At 60.9% G+C, this 17628-nt stretch carries 14 protein-coding genes and 2 pseudogenes; 4 read left to right on the top strand and 12 right to left on the bottom strand.

From position 1 onward, the window contains the following. The first annotated feature begins 276 nt into the window (after nt 1–276). Nucleotides 277–1005 carry a sulfate transporter CysZ gene (cysZ, locus tag ACK59Z_RS20870; protein WP_004575866.1) on the top strand — a complete coding sequence of 243 codons (729 nt, stop codon included), beginning with the start codon at nt 277–279 and terminating at the stop codon, nt 1003–1005. A gap of 44 nt (nt 1006–1049) precedes the next feature. Here the strand turns inward: cysZ and ACK59Z_RS20865 are convergent, their stop codons facing one another. The 5 genes and pseudogenes from ACK59Z_RS20865 to ACK59Z_RS20845 all read right to left on the bottom strand — a co-directional run. Further along, complete coding sequence (locus ACK59Z_RS20865; RefSeq protein WP_108191823.1) at nt 1050–1667, bottom strand: GAD-like domain-containing protein; 618 nt, start codon at nt 1665–1667, stop codon at nt 1050–1052. Nucleotides 1668–2009: 342 nt separating this feature from the next. Beyond that, complete coding sequence (locus ACK59Z_RS20860; protein ID WP_108191824.1) at nt 2010–2633, bottom strand: GAD-like domain-containing protein; 624 nt, start codon at nt 2631–2633, stop codon at nt 2010–2012. Between the two features lie 15 nt (nt 2634–2648). Then, nucleotides 2649–3986: a DUF6861 domain-containing protein gene (locus ACK59Z_RS20855; RefSeq protein WP_108191825.1), complete on the bottom strand. Its 1338-nt coding sequence runs from the start codon at nt 3984–3986 to the stop codon at nt 2649–2651. A 225-nt stretch (nt 3987–4211) separates the two neighbouring features. Beyond that, a pseudogene (locus ACK59Z_RS20850) lies at nt 4212–4625 on the bottom strand (methyl-accepting chemotaxis protein); the annotation flags it as partial. A gap of 180 nt (nt 4626–4805) precedes the next feature. Beyond that, nucleotides 4806–5399, bottom strand: a pseudogene (locus ACK59Z_RS20845) (PAS domain-containing protein); the annotation flags it as partial. 307 nt (nt 5400–5706) lie between these two features. Between ACK59Z_RS20845 and ACK59Z_RS20840 the strand changes: the two are divergent. Continuing rightward, on the top strand, nt 5707–6897 hold the full coding sequence (locus ACK59Z_RS20840; protein WP_070096896.1) for a glycosyltransferase family 1 protein: 1191 nt from the start codon (nt 5707–5709) through the stop codon (nt 6895–6897). A 64-nt stretch (nt 6898–6961) separates the two neighbouring features. On the opposite strand, the gene ACK59Z_RS20835 is transcribed toward ACK59Z_RS20840, so the two are convergent. Together ACK59Z_RS20835 and ACK59Z_RS20830 are read right to left on the bottom strand one after the other, a co-directional pair. Next, nucleotides 6962–7444, bottom strand: coding sequence for a glutathione peroxidase (locus ACK59Z_RS20835; RefSeq protein WP_003247324.1), 483 nt, complete (start codon nt 7442–7444; stop codon nt 6962–6964). Between the two features lie 145 nt (nt 7445–7589). After that, nucleotides 7590–8075, bottom strand: coding sequence for a peptidylprolyl isomerase (locus ACK59Z_RS20830; protein WP_003247325.1), 486 nt, complete (start codon nt 8073–8075; stop codon nt 7590–7592). Between ACK59Z_RS20830 and ACK59Z_RS20825 the strand changes: the two genes are divergently transcribed. Beyond that, the gene (locus ACK59Z_RS20825) at nt 8074–8376 is read left to right on the top strand and encodes a DUF3565 domain-containing protein (protein ID WP_014755346.1); all 303 of its coding nucleotides are present in this window, start codon (nt 8074–8076) and stop codon (nt 8374–8376) included. The genes ACK59Z_RS20830 and ACK59Z_RS20825 overlap by 2 nt on opposite strands. A 31-nt stretch (nt 8377–8407) precedes the next feature. After that, nucleotides 8408–10495 (top strand): phosphate acetyltransferase, encoded by a 2088-nt coding sequence (pta, locus tag ACK59Z_RS20820; protein ID WP_070096897.1) that lies wholly within the window; start codon nt 8408–8410, stop codon nt 10493–10495. A 79-nt stretch (nt 10496–10574) separates the two neighbouring features. Here pta and ACK59Z_RS20815 read toward each other — a convergent pair whose 3' ends face one another. From ACK59Z_RS20815 to ACK59Z_RS20795, 5 genes are all read right to left on the bottom strand, one after another. Next, nucleotides 10575–11294: an OmpA family protein gene (locus ACK59Z_RS20815; RefSeq protein WP_003247328.1), complete on the bottom strand. Its 720-nt coding sequence runs from the start codon at nt 11292–11294 to the stop codon at nt 10575–10577. A 109-nt stretch (nt 11295–11403) separates the two neighbouring features. Then, complete coding sequence (locus tag ACK59Z_RS20810; protein ID WP_004575872.1) at nt 11404–12048, bottom strand: MBL fold metallo-hydrolase; 645 nt, start codon at nt 12046–12048, stop codon at nt 11404–11406. A 334-nt stretch (nt 12049–12382) separates the two neighbouring features. After that, complete coding sequence (locus tag ACK59Z_RS20805; protein ID WP_010952009.1) at nt 12383–13075, bottom strand: sensor histidine kinase KdpD; 693 nt, start codon at nt 13073–13075, stop codon at nt 12383–12385. Further along, nucleotides 13072–14679, bottom strand: a complete 1608-nt coding sequence (locus ACK59Z_RS20800) for a tetratricopeptide repeat-containing response regulator (RefSeq protein WP_003247330.1) — start codon at nt 14677–14679, stop codon at nt 13072–13074. The genes ACK59Z_RS20805 and ACK59Z_RS20800 overlap by 4 nt, the downstream gene beginning before the upstream one ends. Before the next feature lie 159 nt (nt 14680–14838). Next, the gene (locus ACK59Z_RS20795) at nt 14839–17556 is read right to left on the bottom strand and encodes a LuxR C-terminal-related transcriptional regulator (RefSeq protein WP_108191827.1); all 2718 of its coding nucleotides are present in this window, start codon (nt 17554–17556) and stop codon (nt 14839–14841) included. Nucleotides 17557–17628 lie beyond the last annotated feature (72 nt).

Below are 17628 nucleotides of genomic sequence, written 5' to 3'. Positions count from 1 at the left end.
AGCCAAGAAATTAAAAAGGACCCACGCAGCACTTGGGGAAGGCTAAAACGCGCAGGCCCGCAAAGCGAAAAGTTGAGCGCACTGTAGCGAGGTCGCAAAGATTAAGGAAATATCCTTAGACAATCCACCTCATAGGCATCGCCTATGCTGCGATTTCATCGATAAACACGCGCCGGGCGCTTTTGTTACATCCCGTTTCCCGCCCACGGCGCGCCTTTCGTCGGCGCGGCAAACTCGGTAAGGTCAGCGCGTTTTCCTTCTCTGCGGAGTCTCTAGATGCAAGCCCCTGTCCTCTCTGGCCCCCAATACCTGCGCGAAGGCCTGAAACTGGTGCTGAGCCCCAACCTGCGGTTGTTCGTGCTGCTGCCTCTGGCGGTCAACCTGTTGCTGTTCGGTGGCCTGATCTACTTCGCCGGCCACCAGTTCGGCCTGTGGCTCGATGCCCTGATGCCCACGCTGCCTGACTGGCTGAGCTTCCTCAGCTACATCCTCTGGCCGCTGTTCGTTGCCTTGCTCGTGCTGATGGTGTTCTTCACCTTCACCTTGGTGGCCAACATCATTGCCGCGCCGTTCAACGGTTTTCTGGCGGAAAAGGTCGAGGTGGTAGTGCGTGGCGAAGACACCTTCCCAGCCTTCAGCTGGGGCGAGCTGGCAGCCATGGTACCGCGCACCTTCAGCCGCGAAATGCGCAAGCTGGGCTACTTCCTGCCACGCGCCATCGGCCTGTTCATCCTGTCGCTGATCCCGGTGGTCAACGTGGTGGCTGCGCCGCTGTGGCTGATCTTTGGCGTGTGGATGATGGCCATCCAGTACATCGACTACCCGGCGGACAACAACAAGATGAGCTGGCAGGACATGCTGGCCTGGCTGCGGCAGAAGCGCTGGCAGAGCCTGGGCTTTGGCGGCATCACCTACCTGGCGCTGATGATTCCAGGCGTGAACGTGCTGATGATGCCGGCGGCAGTGGCCGGGGCTACGTTGTTCTGGGTGCGGGAGCGGAGCTGAAGGAGCGAGGGGCTGCAGGGCAGCCCCTTTTTGCGGATTGCTTTTTAGAAGTCGGAGAAACTGTAGGGTTCGAGGGTGGCAATCTGAGAAAGCAGTATTAGATGTTCCACTGCCTTAACCTTCTCGAGGTTAGCAAGGTCGCTTGACCCGCCGAACGCCAAGGCTGGAACGAACCCATACATTTCATCATGCTTTAGCATGCCCAATTTCTTCTTTGCGGGCTCGAACATACCATCAAAGTCAACAGACGCCTTCTCTTTGCCAAGGAAGAAACCTTGCACTTCCCTGTCCATATCCACCGCCGTCAACTCATATTCACTGCCCCTGTATCGTGAAATATGAGCCAAAATCTTTACTGAGAAACCCGTTTGCTCTCCAAAGAGATACAGGTCACCAAACGCGCCGCGAGCGATCAGGTGGTATCTATCCCGCTTCTCCAATATTGTGCCTTCGATAAGCGAGGCAGTTACCCCTTCATATTCCTGGGGATTGACAGTCCAAAATATCCCGTCACCGTACCCGCACCAACCGTGCTCACTCCAATACGCTAACAATTTGTTCGGCAAGATCCCTCTGTATCGATCCAGACTTGAGGGAGGAACCTCCTGTCGAAAAAACGGCTCACCAACTTGCTCTACAAACAGGGAAAAAACCTCATCCACGGCGAAACCCTCAAGCGACTAGCATTCATGGATTATGCAAAGCTGCGAGAGATGACAGGGTTTCCTTTGCCTGCTTCACCGAGAGCTTTCCAGCTTCAATGGCATTCATAGTTCTCATAAGATCTCTCTGAATTCTCTCCTGCAACTTAGAAGTTCAGCTGTTCAGTTGTTACCGTGGGTAAGGCTGGAGATTTTTATCGTTCTTTAGATCGAGCGCCGCGCAGGCGAAACTCGATCCCATGGCCATTACAATTTATCAAAGACTCAACCGACTGGAAAACTGTCCCACCACGTCCATCACCCGGGCGATTTCCTCGGTGGCGGTGCTGGTTGACTGCGGCATTAATCTGGCTGCTCGGAAAAGGAGTAAGGTTGAAGATCTGTCAATTGCGCCAGAAAGATCAAGTGTTCAACAGCGCTGACTTTTTTAAGATGTTGTAGGGAGTCAGCCCCGCCCAGCATGAGCGCGGGGAAAAAGCCGTACATCTCGTCATGTTTAAGTCTACCCAGTTTTTCCTTGGCGGGATTGAAGAGACCATTGAAATCCATTGCCTCCACTTCTCTTGACAAAATAAAGCCTTGAAGCTCAGTATTTAGTTGTTCCTTTGTGAATTCAGTTCGATAAAATATATACTGAGACCCCACGCTTGTTATCTCCAATGAAAAGCCAGTTTTCTCTCCCCAAAGATACAAGTCTCCGAAGGCACTTCTCGCAACCAAATGATAGTTGTCGTGCGAAGCAAGTGCCGTGCCTGCAATCCAGCAGGAAACTACGGCGTCATATTCTTGCGGATTGACTAGCCAGAATATGCCCTCACCGTAGCCCCCCCACCCATGCTCGGACCAATATTCCAAAAGCTTGGGAGGAAGCTTGTCTCTGTATCTTTCGATTGTGGATCCAGGTACTTCCCGGCGGTCAATCGGCGGACCGAAATTCTCAATCAAATTGGCAAATACTTTATCCATTTCAACCTTCTCACCTTAGCACTTATGTAATTTGACATTCATGCGGATTGAGCCTCTGGACTCCAGGGGTACCCTTTCGGCCGCTTTCTTTAAGTTGGGTATCCTGGTTTTCCATTGGGCGCCTATCACTGAGTTTACCTGGCGATCCCCAAAGTCCGATATGACGTCTCTACCTCCGGCGACGAGATCCGGATTGTGCAGTGCTGCTGTAATTGACATCCGGTTTCTGGCTTTTTCTATTGCAACCCGTTGCGCTTCAAATGGGCCCATGGTTTTCCTGAGCTCTTTTTCAATTTTTTCCTTGATAAATTCTTGCTCCTTTTTTCTCGCTCTCTGGGCGAGCCCTTTATTGCGCTGATTTGGGTTTTCAACTTTTTCCAAAAATTTTTCAACGGTCATCCAGTTGAGCCCGTCTTCCTGGCCATTCAACTGTCGTTTGAATTCGCCTATTTTGTATTCCGGTACTTTATCAGCTTTGAAACATTCAACGTTATGCAATGCCATCGCGCCCGGATGGGGCTTTGTTGGTGCTTTCCTGGGCTGATTCGGGCTAACGGGCTGCGGATCATCCATCGCCCCCTTGCGCCGCTCCGGCACCTGCAGATCCGGCCGTTTCTTCAACCCCTCTTCATGCTGGAGCATCCATTGCCCCAGCCGCGCGCCTTTGCGGCTGGCTGCCATTTCCTGGGCCAGCACCCGGGCATCGCCGCGCCCGCGTGTGAGGTACGACACGATCGCCCCCAACAACAGCACCACGACTTCCACATGGCCTTGGGCAATCTGATGCGTGGCCCGGGATATCGCATACGGGTCGTCCCGGCAGAACGGGCCGGTGCCTTCATTGCCGCAGGTGCCTTCCCAGGCGAAGCGGATGCCATCGACGTAGTACTCGCCGATCCGCGGCAAGCCGTCGATGAAGAACTCGGCGATGGAGGCCAGCCCCAGCGCACCGAGGATCCAGCCGCTGACCTTGAGGCCTATGGCCGCGCCTGCGCCAGCGAACGGAATGGTTCCGGCGCCGCCGGCGAATGCGCCTACCCCTGCGCCAAGCAGGCCACCGGTAACGGTGCTGCCGACGACGATCATCGCCATCTGCTGCACGACCCTCAGCAGTTCGTCGACGATGCTGTTGATGTCGAGGTCGGCGAAGCGCTGGCGTAGCAGGTGCGCCGCCTGCCATTCGGCGTGGTAGAAGGCTGTGCGGACAGCTTCGATCCGGCGCAGGTTGAGGCCCAGTGAGGCGACCTCTTCATTGAGGCTGGTGCGGAACTGGCCACCGCTTGGGTAGCCCACCATGGCGATGACACGTGACTCGATCTCGTGCCAGGAGGGCACGAGGTAATCCAGGTACATGAGGTGTCTCCCTGACAACGTGTGCAGGGGGAAATCCCATCATGGATTCGGATCGGAGGTTTCTGAGTCAGTTGTAGGAAAATGCGACTTCGTTTCCGGCATGCTCGGCGAAGTTCAGCTGTTCAGTTGTTGCTGTGGGTAAGGCTGGAAATTTTTATCGTTCTTGGGATCGAGCGCCGCGCAGGCGAAGCTCGATCCCATGGCCATTACAAACCCCAAGCCATATCAAAGACTCAACCGGCTGGAAAACTGCCCCACTACGTCCACTACCCGCTTCGCCCCGTCCTGGATCTCGACAATCACGCTGCCCGTCTCATCCGCCAGCGCCAGCCCCTGTTCGGCCTGGCGCTTGCTGGTGTCGATGATCGACACTGCCGCCTGCGCCAGTTGTTCGTTCTGCTGTACCACCCGGGCGATTTCTTCGGTGGCAGTGCTGGTGCGAGAGGCCAGTTGGCGCACTTCGTCGGCAACGACGGCAAAGCCCCGCCCTTGCTCACCGGCACGGGCGGCTTCGATGGCCGCGTTAAGGGCCAACAGGTTGGTCTGCCCGGCAATGTCGCTGATGGTCTTGATGATCGAACCGATCACCCGCGACTGGGTATCCAGCGCCTGGATCCCGTCGGCCGCCTCTTGCATCGAAGCCTCCAGTCCACGCATCACGGTGACAGTCTGGGTGACCACTTCGGTGGCCTTGCGAGCACTGACATCGGTACCCAGCGAGGTGTTGTAGGCGACATCTGCCGCCTCGGCCACTGCCAGCTCCTGGTTGACCTGATCGGTGATCACGGTGGCGAACTTGACCACCTTGTACAGCACATCGTGGGCATCGAAGATCGGGTTGTACGAGGCCTCCAGCCAGATCACCCGGCCATGGGCATCGATGCGCTTGAAGCGCTCGGCAACATATTCGCCACGGCGCAGCCGGTCCCAGAACGCTTGGTAGCCGGCCGAGTTGGCCTCCTGCGGTTCGCAGAACATGCGGTGGTGCTTACCGCGAATCTGCTCCAGGCGATAGCCGACGGTGGCCAGGAAACGATCGTTGGCAGTGAGAATGATGCCGTCGAGGTCGAACTCGATCACCGCAGTAGAGCGCATCAACGCCTTGATCAGGCTTTCGTGCTCGCGTGAGGTCTCAATGGTTCGGGTCAGGTCGCTGGAATGCAGGGTGAAGTACTTGATGCGCCCCTCGCTGTTCTTCACCGGCTGCAGGATCGAGCGCAGCCAGGCTTCCTGGCCATCGCCACGCAGAAGACGGAACGCACCGTTCAGGTGTTCGCCACGGCTGATCGCGCTTTTCATGCGCTGGTAGAAGTCCAGCGACTTTACGTGGGCAGGGACGATGTCCTCGATATTGCGTCCAAGCAATTGTTCAGCACGGTAGAGCATCTCGCTCTCGAAGTTGCCGTTGACCATCTCGATCCGTCCCTGAGGATCGAGCTGCAGCACCAGCATCTCGCTGTCGAGACTACTCTTGACCTGTTCGATGGACATCAGGTCTTCGCGCAGTTGCCGGATTTCTTGCTTGAGCTTGTTGTTGAACATCACCGCTCTCCTGGAGCGCATCACGTAGTCGAATGCATCTTCATCGGCTGCCGGCTACACCTTCTTGAGTGCTGTGCGAGGAAATATTCATGAAGGCAAACGTGCCAGCGGTCAGGCGTCATCTTTACGTCACAAGGCGGTCACATTAGCGCAACCCGGCAGGCGGAAACTTTTTGTCATGAATACACCCGCCCTACGCATTACCCTGGTCAGCGAAACCTTCCCACCCGAGATCAATGGCGTGGCCAACACCCTTGGCCGCCTCAGTGAAGGGTTGCGCCAACGCGGCCATGAGGTCGAGGTGGTGCGCCCACGCCAGGCAGGCGAAGGGCACGCGTACAACGACCCGCACCTGATGCTGTGCCGTGGCTGGGCGCTGCCTGGCTACCCGGGTTTGCAGTGGGGCGAGGTGTCGATGCACAAGCTGTTGCGCCGCTGGCGCCGGCAGCGCCCGGATGTACTGTACATCGCCACCGAGGGGCCGCTGGGGCTCAGCGCCCTACGCGCGGCCCGACGCCTGGGGGTGGCAGTGGTCAGTGGCTTTCACACCAACTTCCCGCAGTATTCCGGCCAGTACGGCCTTGGCCTGCTGGCGCGCCTGCTCACTCACTACTTGCGCTGGTTCCATCGGCGCACGGCAATCACCTTGGTGCCAAGTGCCAGCCAGCGCCTGGAGCTGGAGCGTCGCGGCTTCGAACGCCTGGAGCTGCTGGCCCGAGGGGTCGATGCCTGCCTGTTCAATCCAGCCCGGCGCAGCCAGGCCCTGCGCGAAAGCTGGGGGCTAGGCCCGGAGGATATCGCCGTACTGCATGTCGGGCGACTGGCGGCGGAAAAGAACCTAGGCCTCCTAAGGCCTTGCTTTGAGGCATTACGCACGACCTATCCACAGAAGCGCCTGCGCCTGATCATGGTCGGCGACGGGCCTCAGCGCGCCAGGCTTGAACAAGAGATACCGGACGCCGTGTTTTGCGGCGCCCAGCGCGGTGAACGACTGGCCGAGCACTATGCCAGCGGCGACCTGTTCCTGTTCCCGAGCCTGACCGAAACCTTCGGCAATGTGGTGCTCGAAGCCATGGCCTCAGGGTTGGCGGTGGTTGCTTATGACGAGGCGGCCGCAGCGCAGCATATTCGCCATGGCCACAGTGGCGCGCTGGCCATGCCGGGGGACCAGGCGGCGTTTGTCGATGCAGCGTGCTGGTTGCTGGAAGAAGTGGAGACGTTGCGCAGGGTGCGCCTGAATGCGCGACAGCATGCCAGCCGCCAAGGTTGGCCGGCGATTGTCGAGCAGTTCGAGGGGTATCTGGATAGCGCTTGTCGCAATGTCAGTGCTGCGGCTGGGCGTTCGACGCAGTATGTGCAGCGCCTGTGAAAGCGAGCGCCGCGCAGGCGGCGCTTGGCTTCGCAGGTGCCACAATGATCGCGCCCGACACTATTCAGACCAGTGCTTTTTCAATGGCCTGCACCACTGCTGGGTCATCCGGCGCCGTGCGGGGTGAGAAACGCGCCAGCACCCGGCCATCCTTGCCTACCAGAAACTTCTCGAAATTCCAGGTAATGTCACCGGGGAACTCGGCCCCCTCGCCTGCCAGCAGGCGGTACAACGAATGGCGCTGCGGCCCGTTGACCTCCAGCTTGCCCCCCAGCGGGAAGCTGACCCCGTAGTTGAGGCTGCAGAAGTCCTGGATTTCCTTTTCGCTACCCGGCTCCTGCCCGGCAAACTGGTTGCACGGCAGGCCAAGCACATTGAAGCCCTTGTCCTTGTAGATCTGGTAGAGGTTTTCCAGGGCCTTGTATTGCGGCGTCAGGCCACATTTGGAGGCAACGTTGACCACCAGCACCACTTGGCCCTTGAAGGGTGCGAGGGGCAGCTCTCCGCCGTTCAGCGCTTCCAGTTTCAGGTCGTGAAATGCACTCATGATGAAATCCCCTCTCAGGTTCCCGGTTGCCGTGCAGGCGAATTTCGCCCACTAAAAAGGCGCTCGTCCAAACCGTTCACCTCCCGTAGGAAGGCAAATCGGCTTGCCCGAGCGCCTGGCGACTTTCTGAGCTTAGCGCAGAAAATCAGTGGTGATGGCCACCTTCACCGTGGATGTGACGGTGAGCGATTTCTTCGTCGCTGGCGTCACGCACGTTCACAACCTTGACCTGGAAGGTCAGGCGCTGACCGGCCAGTGGGTGGTTGCCATCAACGGTGACGTCGTCGCCGTCGATGTCGCGGATGGTGACGATCTGCATCTGGCCGTCCGGCGCCGAAGCGTGGAACTGCATGCCCACTTCCAGCTCGTCGACACCTTCGAACAGGCTACGGTTCAGGGTGCTGACCAGTTCGGCCAGGTACTCGCCGTAGGCCTCTTCAGGTTCAATGGAAACGTTCAGCTCGTCACCAGCCTGCTTGCCTTCCAGGGCTTTTTCCAGGCCCGGGATGATGTTGCCGGCACCGTGCAGGTAAACCAGCGGCGCGCCACCGGCGGAGCTGTCGATGGTCTCCCCGGCGTCGTTGGTCAGGGTATAGTCGATGGAGACAGCCTTGTTGGCGGCGATCAGCATGGGGCAAGACCTTTTGCAAAAGAATGTAGAGCGGACAAGTGTAACCTTGCCATCGTCCGATTGCGAACGTGGTGCAGACGAGCAACGGCCCATCAGTCGGATCAACGGCTTTCATCAGGACGAAGAAGGCCACTGGGTGGTGGAACTTTCGTGCGGCCATACCCAGCACCTGCGCCACCAGCCGCCGTGGCAGGCACGCCCTTGGGTGCTCGACCCGGCACAACGTGCGCAGCACATCGGCCAGCCTTTCGCTTGCGGCTGGTGCGCACAAGGGGCCGATAGCGCTACCCTTGACCGTTAATTTCTTGCACCGCTTATTTCGAGAAGCACGCATGCAGACATTTTTCATTGCGCCGACCGACTTTGGTGTCGGCCTGACTTCGATCAGCCTGGGCCTGGTGCGCACCTTGGAGCGTGCCGGCCTGAAGGTCGGCTTCTTCAAGCCTATCGCCCAGCCCCACCCGGGTGACACCGGCCCCGAGCGCTCCACCGAACTGGTCGCCCGCACCCACGGTATCAAGCCACCGGTCCCACTGAGCCTGGCCCACGTCGAGCGCATGCTCGGCGATGGCCAGCTGGACGAGCTGCTTGAAGAAATCATCCGCCTCTACCAGCAAGCCTGCATCGGCAATGACGTGGTTGTGGTCGAGGGAATGGTGCCCACACGCCACGCCAGCTACGCAGCACGGGTCAACCTGCACCTGGCCAAGAGCCTGGATGCCGAGGTAATCCTGGTATCGGCCCCGGAAAACGAAGTGCTCAGCGAGCTGTCTGGGCGGGTCGAACTGCAGGCCCAACTGTTTGGCGGCCCACGCGACCCGAAAGTGCTCGGGGTGATCCTCAACAAGGTGCGTACCGACGAGAGCATGGCGGACTTCGCCACCCGCCTGCGCGAGCACTCGCCATTGCTGCGTGGCAATGACTTCCGCCTGCTTGGCTGCATCCCCTACCAGCCCGAGCTGAACGCACCGCGGACACGCGATGTGGCCGAGCTGCTCGGCGCCCAGGTGCTCAATGCCGGCGATTACGAGCAGCGGCGCATGAGCAAGATCATCATCTGTGCACGCACGGTGGCCAACACGGTCCCGCTACTGACCTCGGGTACCCTGGTGGTAACCCCCGGCGACCGCGACGACATCATCCTCGCTGTCAGCCTGGCAGCGATCAATGGCGTGCCCCTGGCCGGCTTGCTGCTGACCAGCGACAGCAAGCCTGACGTGCGTATCCTTGGCCTGTGCCGCGGTGCACTGCAGGCCGGCCTGCCGATCCTTTCGGTCAGCACCGGCTCGTACGACACCGCCAACCAGCTCAACTCGCTGAACCGCGAAATCCCGGTGGACGACCGCGAGCGTGCCGAGTTCATCACCGACTTCGTCGCCAGCCACCTCGACGCGGCCTGGCTGCACCAGCGCTGCGGCACGCCGCGCGAACTGCGCCTGTCACCGGCAGTGTTCCGCTACCAGCTGATCCAACGTGCGCAGCAGGCCAACAAGCGCATCGTCCTGCCAGAAGGCGCCGAGCCACTGTTGGTGCAGGCCGCAGCCATCTGCCAGGCCCGCGGCATCGCCCGCTGTGTGCTGCTGGCCAAACCCGAAGATGTTGACGCCGTGGCCCGCGCCCAGGGCATCACGTTGCCGCCAGGGCTGGAGATTCTCGACCCCGAACTGATTCGCGGGCGCTACGTGGAACCCATGGTCGAGCTGCGCAAAAGCAAGAACCTAAACGCACCGATGGCCGAGCAGCAGCTGGAAGACCCGGTGGTGATCGGCACCATGATGCTGGCCCTGGACGAAGTAGATGGCCTGGTCTCGGGCCTGGTGCACTCCACGGCCAACACCATCCGCCCGGCCCTGCAGCTGATCAAGACCGCACCCGGCTCGAGCCTGGTCTCGTCGGTGTTCTTCATGCTGTTCCCCGAGCAGGTACTGGTGTACGGCGACTGCGTGATGAACCCGCACCCAAGCGCTGCCGAGCTGGCGGAGATTGCCCAGCAGAGTGCCGAATCGGCGCAGGCCTTCGGCATCGCGCCACGGGTGGCGATGATCAGTTACTCGAGCGATTCGGCCAGCGATGAAGAAGTCGAGAAAGTGCGCGAAGCGACACGCCTGGCACAGGACGCGGCGCAGGAGCTACTGATCGATGGGCCGTTGCAGTATGACGCAGCGGCCAACCCGGCGATCGCCCGAGAGCTGGCGCCGGCGAGCCCGGTGGCCGGGCGCGCCACGGTGTTCGTGTTCCCCGACCTGAATACCGGCAATACCACGCACAAGGCGGTGCAGCGCAGTGCCGATGGGGTCAGCCTGGGGCCGATGCTGCAGGGTTTGCGCAAACCGGTGAACGACTTGCCGCGTGGGGCGCAGGTTGACGATATCGTGCATACCATTGCCCTGACGGCGATTCAGGCCAGCGTGGCGCGCTAAAAGCAGAGGCTTCTTTGCAAGCTTTGTGGGAGCGGGATTGCCCGTTCCCACAGAGCCGCAAAGCAGCCCTGAAGGTCAATCAGGGATACTGCTGAACCTGACCTTGCTGCTCATACTGCTGACCCGGAATCGGCTTCAGGTTCACTTCCACACGGCGGTTCTGCGCACGACCATTGGCGTCAGCATTGCTGGCGATCGGCTGGTCCGGGCCCATGCCACGGACAGAGATACGCGAGGCATCCACACCCTGCGAAGTCAGGTAGGTACTGACCGCCTGCGCACGGCGCTGGGACAGGTCCATGTTGTGCTGGCGGCTGCCCGTGCTGTCGGTGAAGCCAACCACTTCGATGGTGTTCTGGTTGAATTGCTTGAACGAGCCAGCCAGGTTGTTCAGCGGCGAGTAGAAGCTTGGGGCGATGTTGGCCGAGTCGGTGGCGAAGGTGATGTTGCCCGGCATGATCAGCTTGATCTGGTCACCCTGACGCTGCACTTCCACACCTGTGTTGGCCATTTGCGCGCGCAGCTCGGCTTCCTGCTTGTCGGCGTAATAGCCATAACCGGCTGCAGCGGCACCCACAGCGGCAGCACCGATCAGTGCACCCTTGCCACGGTTGTTGTGGTCGATGGCAGCGCCGGCGATGGCACCGGCAAGCGCCCCCAGGCCGCCGTACTTGGCGGTCTTGCTCATCCCTGTGGAGCCCTGCGCCTGACCCTGGTTGTCGTAGGGGTTCTGGCCGGCACAGCCGGTCATCAGTGCAGCGGCGGTTGCGACGATAATCAGACGACGCATGGTGAACATGGACAAGCTCCTACTGAAATTCATAAATGCGGCAGATCCCAAAGGGTTCTATGCCAGCCTTGGAACGCATCGGCAACGAAAAATTCCATGAAAGTGCCTTCATGTGCCATCAGGCACGCACGAATGGGTTTTCCCGCATCTCGTCGCCCAAACGGGTGTCGGGCCCGTGGCCGGTCACCACGATGGCCTCTTCGTCCAGCCGGTACAGCCGCTCCTTGATGGAACGCACGATTGCCCGCTGGTCGCCACCCCACAAATCGGTGCGGCCAATCCCCCGGCGGAACAGGGTGTCACCGGCAATCAACAACTTGGCGTCGGCGAACCAAAAGCTCATCGAGCCCGGGGTATGGCCTGGCGTGTGCAACGCCACACCGCAGCCGCAGGCCAGTTCTTCGTCATCGCCCAGCCAGCGGTCCGGTGCCGGTACCGGGGTGTAAGGTACGCCGAACATCTGGCACTGCATCTCAAGGTTGTCCCACAGCATCTGGTCGTCCTTGTGCAGGTGCAGCGTGGCACCCGTCAGCTCCTTGAGCTTGCCTGACGCGAGGAAGTGGTCGAAGTGCGCATGGGTGTGGATGATGCTCACCAGCGTCAGGCCGTGGACCTGCAGGCGGGCAAGGATCTTGTCCACATCACCACCCGGGTCGACGACCATGGCTTTCTTGGTCAGGGGGTCGCCGATCAGCGTGCAGTTGCACTGCAAGGGGCCGACAGGGAAGGTTTCGCGGATGAGAGCAGGCGGGGCTTGGGTCATGGTGTTCTCGCAGGTGAAGCTGGGTTCTGCTGGGAGCCTGACAGGAAAATGGGGTGGGTGCACGAGGTTCATGTCTCGAGCGAAGTGGCGCCTGTGAGCTCGAGCGCCGCCCGCGCGGCGCATCGCGAGCAAGCTCGCTCCTACATTTGTTTCGGGCCAGTATTGCCTGCACCCTCGCGCGCGACCGCCTTGTTTGTTCCACGCAATATCGAGGTGGGCACCAAGGTGGCGCGCACCTCCGCCTCAGGAATAACTGGCCCGAAACAAATGTAGGAGCGAGCTTGCTCGCGATGCGCCGCGCGGGCGGCGCTCGATCGCCCAGGCACCCAATACCTCAAGGCAAAAACAACCTGAACAACCCGCCCCCAAGCGCCCCGCCGTTGGAGATCTCGATCCGCCCGCGCACCCCGCCGCTTTCATGCAACGCGGCGATCCGCGCCGCAAAATACAACCCAAGGCCGGTACTGCCGCTGGTCGAGTCGATGCCCTGGATGTAATCCTCCTGGCGCTCGAGCATGTGCTTTGGATAACCCGGGCCGTCATCGTTGACGCAAATGGCCAACTGGTTGTCGGCCTCTTCGATGGTGATCAGCAAGGCGTGCCCGGCAAAGCGGGTGGCGTTGGTGATGACGTTGGCGATTACCGAGGCCACCAGTTCGCGGTCGAAGAAACCCAGTGGGTTGTCGGTGTCGATGCGCCAAGTGGCGAGAATGTCGTTGTGCTTGAGTACTTCCTCGTGCGCCGCCAGCTGGGCTTCGATGAAATCATCCAGCTCATGGTAGTCCGGGCATACCGGCAACTGGTTCACACCCAGTTTGTACAAGCCCAGCAACTGCACCAGCATGCCGTTGAGGTGACGAAATTCATGCTCCATGATCCCCTGTTCGGCACCGCCGCGCAGTTCCTCCGGCAAGCGCTCCACCCACTGGCTGTGGGACTGGATCAGCGCCGACAACGAACTTTTGAGGTCGTGCACGGTGGAGGCGATCACCGTGGAAAAATCCAGCCCCTGATTGTCTTGATTCATGCGCCGAACACTCGGATGTGCAGTTTGCGGTAACGGTCATAGCGATTGTCGCTGGCAGGGATACCGGCCACGCTGGTCAAGGCGTCGCGGCACTCCTGCATGATCGCAGGCTGAGGGTTGTCACCGCCGATGCGCAGCAGCGCCTGGGCGGTATTGAGGGCGATGCTGATGTTCTTCGGCTGTAAACCCAATGCCTTTCGGAACAGTTGCAACGCCTCGCCAAGCTGCCCTCCCTGGTAACTGCGCACACCCTGCCGATTGAGGGTGACCGCTTCGGTAATGGCGTTGAGCACGCTGGGGTCATCCGTCAGCTTGCCCACTTTCTCCATGACCTTGGGGTCATCGCCATAACTTTCCACGCAGTTCTTCAGCACGCCGATGGCGGCGGCTTCCTGCCCCATCGCCTGCAATTGCGCAGCGACAGTCAGGGCCGAATCGACCGAGAAGAACTGGTTCATCTTGTCCAGGCGCTGAATCGCCTGTTCTGTCAGCTTGCCGGCCGTTTCCGGGTCGCCGGCCTGCTGCAGGCTGGCAGCCTTCATCATCCGCGCACGCACCTGCAGGCCTTGGTCCTCGGGGTTTTCCTTGGCCACTTCGCTGAGCGTGGTGTTGATCTCGACCCGGGTACGGGCGTCCAGGCCGAAGCCTGCATTCTTGCTCATCAACGCCTGCACCAGGCCAAGGTTGTTTTCGGCATCCTTGTAGCGCGAACTCTGCCCCTGGTTCACCGCATGACGGAACGCCTTCGATGCGCTCTCGAAGTCTTCGTTCTCCAGCGCCAGCTTGCCCAGCGTCGACTGCCGACGCACCGACAAAGGCGATAGGCGCACGGCTTCTTCAAGCAAGTTCTGCGCGCGCCGGGTATCCCCCTGAGCCACCAGCACCTCGGCCATGCCATCGTAAAGGCCTGGCATGATCGGGAACGCCTTGAGCGCCTGCTCGTATACCCCCTGGGCCTGGGCATTCTGACCCCGCTTGTGCATCAGTGCGCCCAATGCGGCATATACCCAAGGCTGCGGACGGCTGGCCAGGATGGCCTTGAGGAATTTTTCCAGTTCCTCGAAACGGTTGAGGTTGCGCAGGGCATCGGCCCGGTAGCGCAAGCACAAGGGTGCCAGGCGCGGATCCTTCTTGCACAGCTCGGCGCAGGCCGCCAGTACTTCGGCCGGACGGTTGCGGTCCAGCGCCTGCAGGATCGGCTTCAGCAACGTCTTGCGCTGGAACAGTTTCTCGACGCGCTGGGCCAGGCCAACCCGGTTGAACGGTTTGGTCAGGTAGGCATCGGGCTCGTGCTCGATGGCGCTGAGAACAATCGCCTGACTGCTCTCGGCAGTGACCATGATGAACACGCACTCATGGCTGATGTGCTTGTCGATGATCAGGTCTTCAAGCACCTGCTGCCCGTTCTTCTTGCCGTCACCCAGATGGAAGTCCTGCAGGATGAAGTCATAGCGCTTCTGCGCGCACATGCGCAGCGCCTGCTCGCCGCTGTCAGCGGTGTCCACGTCGCGCACGCCCAACTCGCGCAACATGGAACGGGTCGACGTACGAAAGTCGGTAAAGTCGTCGACGATCAGAAAGCTCTTTTGCCCGTACTGCAGCATCAACACGACCTGCCTTGGAATGATTGAAAAATCGCGCGAGGCGATGCCACCGATCGCTGTATCGGCAGCTGGTCGGGAAAGATGAGGGTAGAGCATTGTCGGCCAAAAACCATGGCGTCAGGCCATCACTTTAACGAGCAATGACCTGCAGGGCCAGTATCACGCCAGCAACCCCAGGGATTTGGCCTTGGCCACCGCCTGGGTGCGCCGCTCCACGCCCAACTTGCTGTTGATGTGGCTGGCGTGGGTCTTCACCGTGTGCAGGGAAATGAACAGCTGCTCGCTGATCTGCTGATTGGAACAGCCTTGGGCAATCAGTTCGAGCACAGCCATTTCGCGGCCACTCAGCGCTTCGCCGTTGCCCGTACTGGCAATTGGCACTGGCGGCAGGTGCTTGAGCAGTTCCGCCTGAACCGGGCAAGCGGCACCTGCCTGCAGTTGTTCATGAAGCCATTGCGGGTGTTTTTCCAGCAGTGGCTGCATCGGCTGCATCACACCGCCATGCGCCGCTTCCAGCAAACTTGGCAGCAACTGCGCGGCCTGCCCTTCCTTGCCTTCGTCCAACAGCAGGGAGAGCCATTGGCACAGGGCGCTGACGGCGAGCATCATGCCGCCACTGGCCTGGCCGCGCTTTACCAGGCATGCCAGGCGTTGCACGGCATCGTCGCTACGCAACTGGATGCGATCAAGCAATGCCTGCTGCAACGCAATGTGCAACGGCAGCAGCGGATGGAATTCCGGTGCCGCCGCCGGCTGCTCGCCGGCATAGGTCTGGCCAAGGCGCTGCAGCCAGGACTCCGCCAGGTCGGTACGCCCCTGGGCCAGCCACAGTTCGCATTTGACCAGGGTAATCATGGCCAGGTAGTAGACCGGGGGCACATCCCAGATGTGCATCAAGCGCTCGGCCTCGGCCAGTTCGGCAAAGGCCTCGGCAAAGTGACCTTCCCGGCCATCGAGCGTGGCAATCACGCAATGGCCGATGAGCACACTGATGTCCCGGCACGCTCGCGCCTCACCCAGCCCTGCGCGCAAACGTGCGCGGCCCTGAGCCGGCTGCAGACGCGAGACCAGCAGGTAACCTTCGTAAAGCGTCAACCGCGCACGCACGGCATACAGCCGCTGCGCCGAAAGCCCTTGCAGACGTTGCAGCCCCTGGCGCACTTCGTCCAGCGCGCGCAGCACCTCGCCACGGGCATGCAGCACCCGCGCCCGGTCGTAATGCGCCAGCGCCTCGAACAAGGGGTTACCGACCCGCTGGGCCAGCTCCAGGGCCTCGCGGTTCCAGCCTCGGGCCCGCCAGAAGTCGCCATCGGCAATGGCCAGGTTGGACAGCGTCGACAAACACACCAGGCGTTGGCCGTAGCGCTTGCTCGGCAGGCTCTGCAGCGCTTCGCCGCAATAGGCCAGGGTGCGCTCGCGGTCGCCACGGCCACGGGCAATGACCCCACTGAGCGCCAGCCATTGCGCCAGCATCGACTTTTGCGCGGTCGCCGAAGGCGCGGGCAGAAAGCGACTGAGGTAACCGGCCAGTTCCTCGGCAGCATCCAGCTGGCAAGCCAGGCCCAACGCCCAGCTGTACAGCACGATCAGCCGCGGCGTGCTGATCAACAGACTGTCGGGCAGGTCCATCTTCCAACGCAGCAACATGCCGACGTTCTGCTCGGCCAGCAGTTGCTCCTCGGACAGACTTTGCACCAGGTCGGCGGCAACATCGAGGTGGCCGGCACGCAAAGCCTGCTCCACCGCCTCGTCCAGCAGGTCCTGAGCTTCAAACCAGCGGCAGGCCCGCAAATGCAGAGCGACCTGCGATTCGCTCGCCTGTCGGCTACGCAGCAGGTCGGAGAACAAATGGTGATAGCGGAACCAGTGCCCATGCTCGTCCAGCGGCACAAGGAACACCTGATGCGCCTGCAGGAAGCTCAGGACGGCGGCACTGTCGTGGCGGCCACGCATCGCATCGCAAAGCGGAGCGCAGAAACGCTCCTGGCAGGCGGTTTCGTACAAGAAAGCCTGCACGTCTGCAGGTAGCCTATCGATGACTTCTTCAAGCAGGTAGTCGCGGATCAGTCCCTCGCCACCATGCAGCGCCTGGGGCAAGGCTTGCTCGTCGGCGCTGTCGCTGGCCGCCAGCTGCCAGAAACGCAGCCCGGCGACCCAGCCGTCGCTGCGCTGGATCAGGTTGTCCAGTGCCTGGCCGCGCAGGCCGGTAGGCTGGCGACCGATCACTGCCAACGACTCATCCGCAGTGAGGCGCAGGTCCTGTTCGTTAAGCTCGACCAACTGCCGGGACAGGCGCAGCCGCGCCAGGTGCCAGTCTGGCCGCTGGCGGCTGGTCACCAGCAACACCAGGCCGGGTGGCAGATGATTGAGGAAGAACTGCAGGCAACGGTCAAGCACCGGCCCTTGGGCCAGGTGATAGTCGTCCAGTACCAGCAGCAGCGGTGTATCAGCTTGCAGGTACAGCGCCAGCTCATCGAGCAGGCCGTCGAGCCACTCTTCAAAGGCAAACGGCTGATGGCGCTGGCGCATTTTCAGCAGGCCCATGGCCTGGCCGCCCAGTGCCGGGCAGTATTGCTGCAGGCCTTCAAGCAAGCGCTCAAGGAAGCGGCCAGGGTCGGCGTCCCGCTGGCTCAGGCCAAGCCACAGGCTACGCCAGTGCTCGGGCAGTGTTTCGCAAAACTCGATGGCCAGGGAGCTTTTGCCGAAACCCGCCGGGGCATTGACCAGCAGCAGCCGACCGCCCAAACCGGCTTCCAGCCGCTGGCACAAACGCAGGCGCTGCACATGGCCATCCGGCAGCGGCGGCCGGAAGAAACGCCCGTCCCGCAGGCCAAGGGCCTGACTCGCGAATCCATGCGTACGGGACAGATCTGTCATGGCCGGCTCGTTCTGGTTGGAAGACAACGGCGGTATGGATGTTTGCGAGACTAGCCGTTAACGCTGCGCATT

This window comes from Pseudomonas sp. KCJK9058 (assembly GCF_046230975.1).
GTDB lineage: Bacteria > Pseudomonadota > Gammaproteobacteria > Pseudomonadales > Pseudomonadaceae > Aquipseudomonas > Aquipseudomonas alloputida.
The sequence above is the reverse complement of the archived record's forward strand: the minus strand, read 5'-3'. Positions and strand labels throughout refer to the sequence as shown.

Bases quoted from the DNA above. Each gene is read 5' to 3' on its own strand.
- cysZ (WP_004575866.1), top strand. From the start codon at position 277: ATGCAAGCCCCTGTCCTCTCTGGCCCCCAATACCTGCGCGAAGGCCTG.
- ACK59Z_RS20860 (WP_108191824.1), bottom strand. From the start codon at position 2,633: ATGGATAAAGTATTTGCCAATTTGATTGAGAATTTCGGTCCGCCGATT.
- ACK59Z_RS20855 (WP_108191825.1), bottom strand. From the start codon at position 3,986: ATGTACCTGGATTACCTCGTGCCCTCCTGGCACGAGATCGAGTCACGT.
- ACK59Z_RS20840 (WP_070096896.1), top strand. From the start codon at position 5,707: ATGAATACACCCGCCCTACGCATTACCCTGGTCAGCGAAACCTTCCCA.
- ACK59Z_RS20835 (WP_003247324.1), bottom strand. From the start codon at position 7,444: ATGAGTGCATTTCACGACCTGAAACTGGAAGCGCTGAACGGCGGAGAG.
- ACK59Z_RS20825 (WP_014755346.1), top strand. From the start codon at position 8,074: ATGGGGCAAGACCTTTTGCAAAAGAATGTAGAGCGGACAAGTGTAACC.
- ACK59Z_RS20830 (WP_003247325.1), bottom strand. From the start codon at position 8,075: ATGCTGATCGCCGCCAACAAGGCTGTCTCCATCGACTATACCCTGACC.
- pta (WP_070096897.1), top strand. From the start codon at position 8,408: ATGCAGACATTTTTCATTGCGCCGACCGACTTTGGTGTCGGCCTGACT.
- ACK59Z_RS20815 (WP_003247328.1), bottom strand. From the start codon at position 11,294: ATGTTCACCATGCGTCGTCTGATTATCGTCGCAACCGCCGCTGCACTG.
- ACK59Z_RS20810 (WP_004575872.1), bottom strand. From the start codon at position 12,048: ATGACCCAAGCCCCGCCTGCTCTCATCCGCGAAACCTTCCCTGTCGGC.
- ACK59Z_RS20805 (WP_010952009.1), bottom strand. From the start codon at position 13,075: ATGAATCAAGACAATCAGGGGCTGGATTTTTCCACGGTGATCGCCTCC.
- ACK59Z_RS20800 (WP_003247330.1), bottom strand. From the start codon at position 14,679: ATGCTGCAGTACGGGCAAAAGAGCTTTCTGATCGTCGACGACTTTACC.
- ACK59Z_RS20795 (WP_108191827.1), bottom strand. From the start codon at position 17,556: ATGACAGATCTGTCCCGTACGCATGGATTCGCGAGTCAGGCCCTTGGC.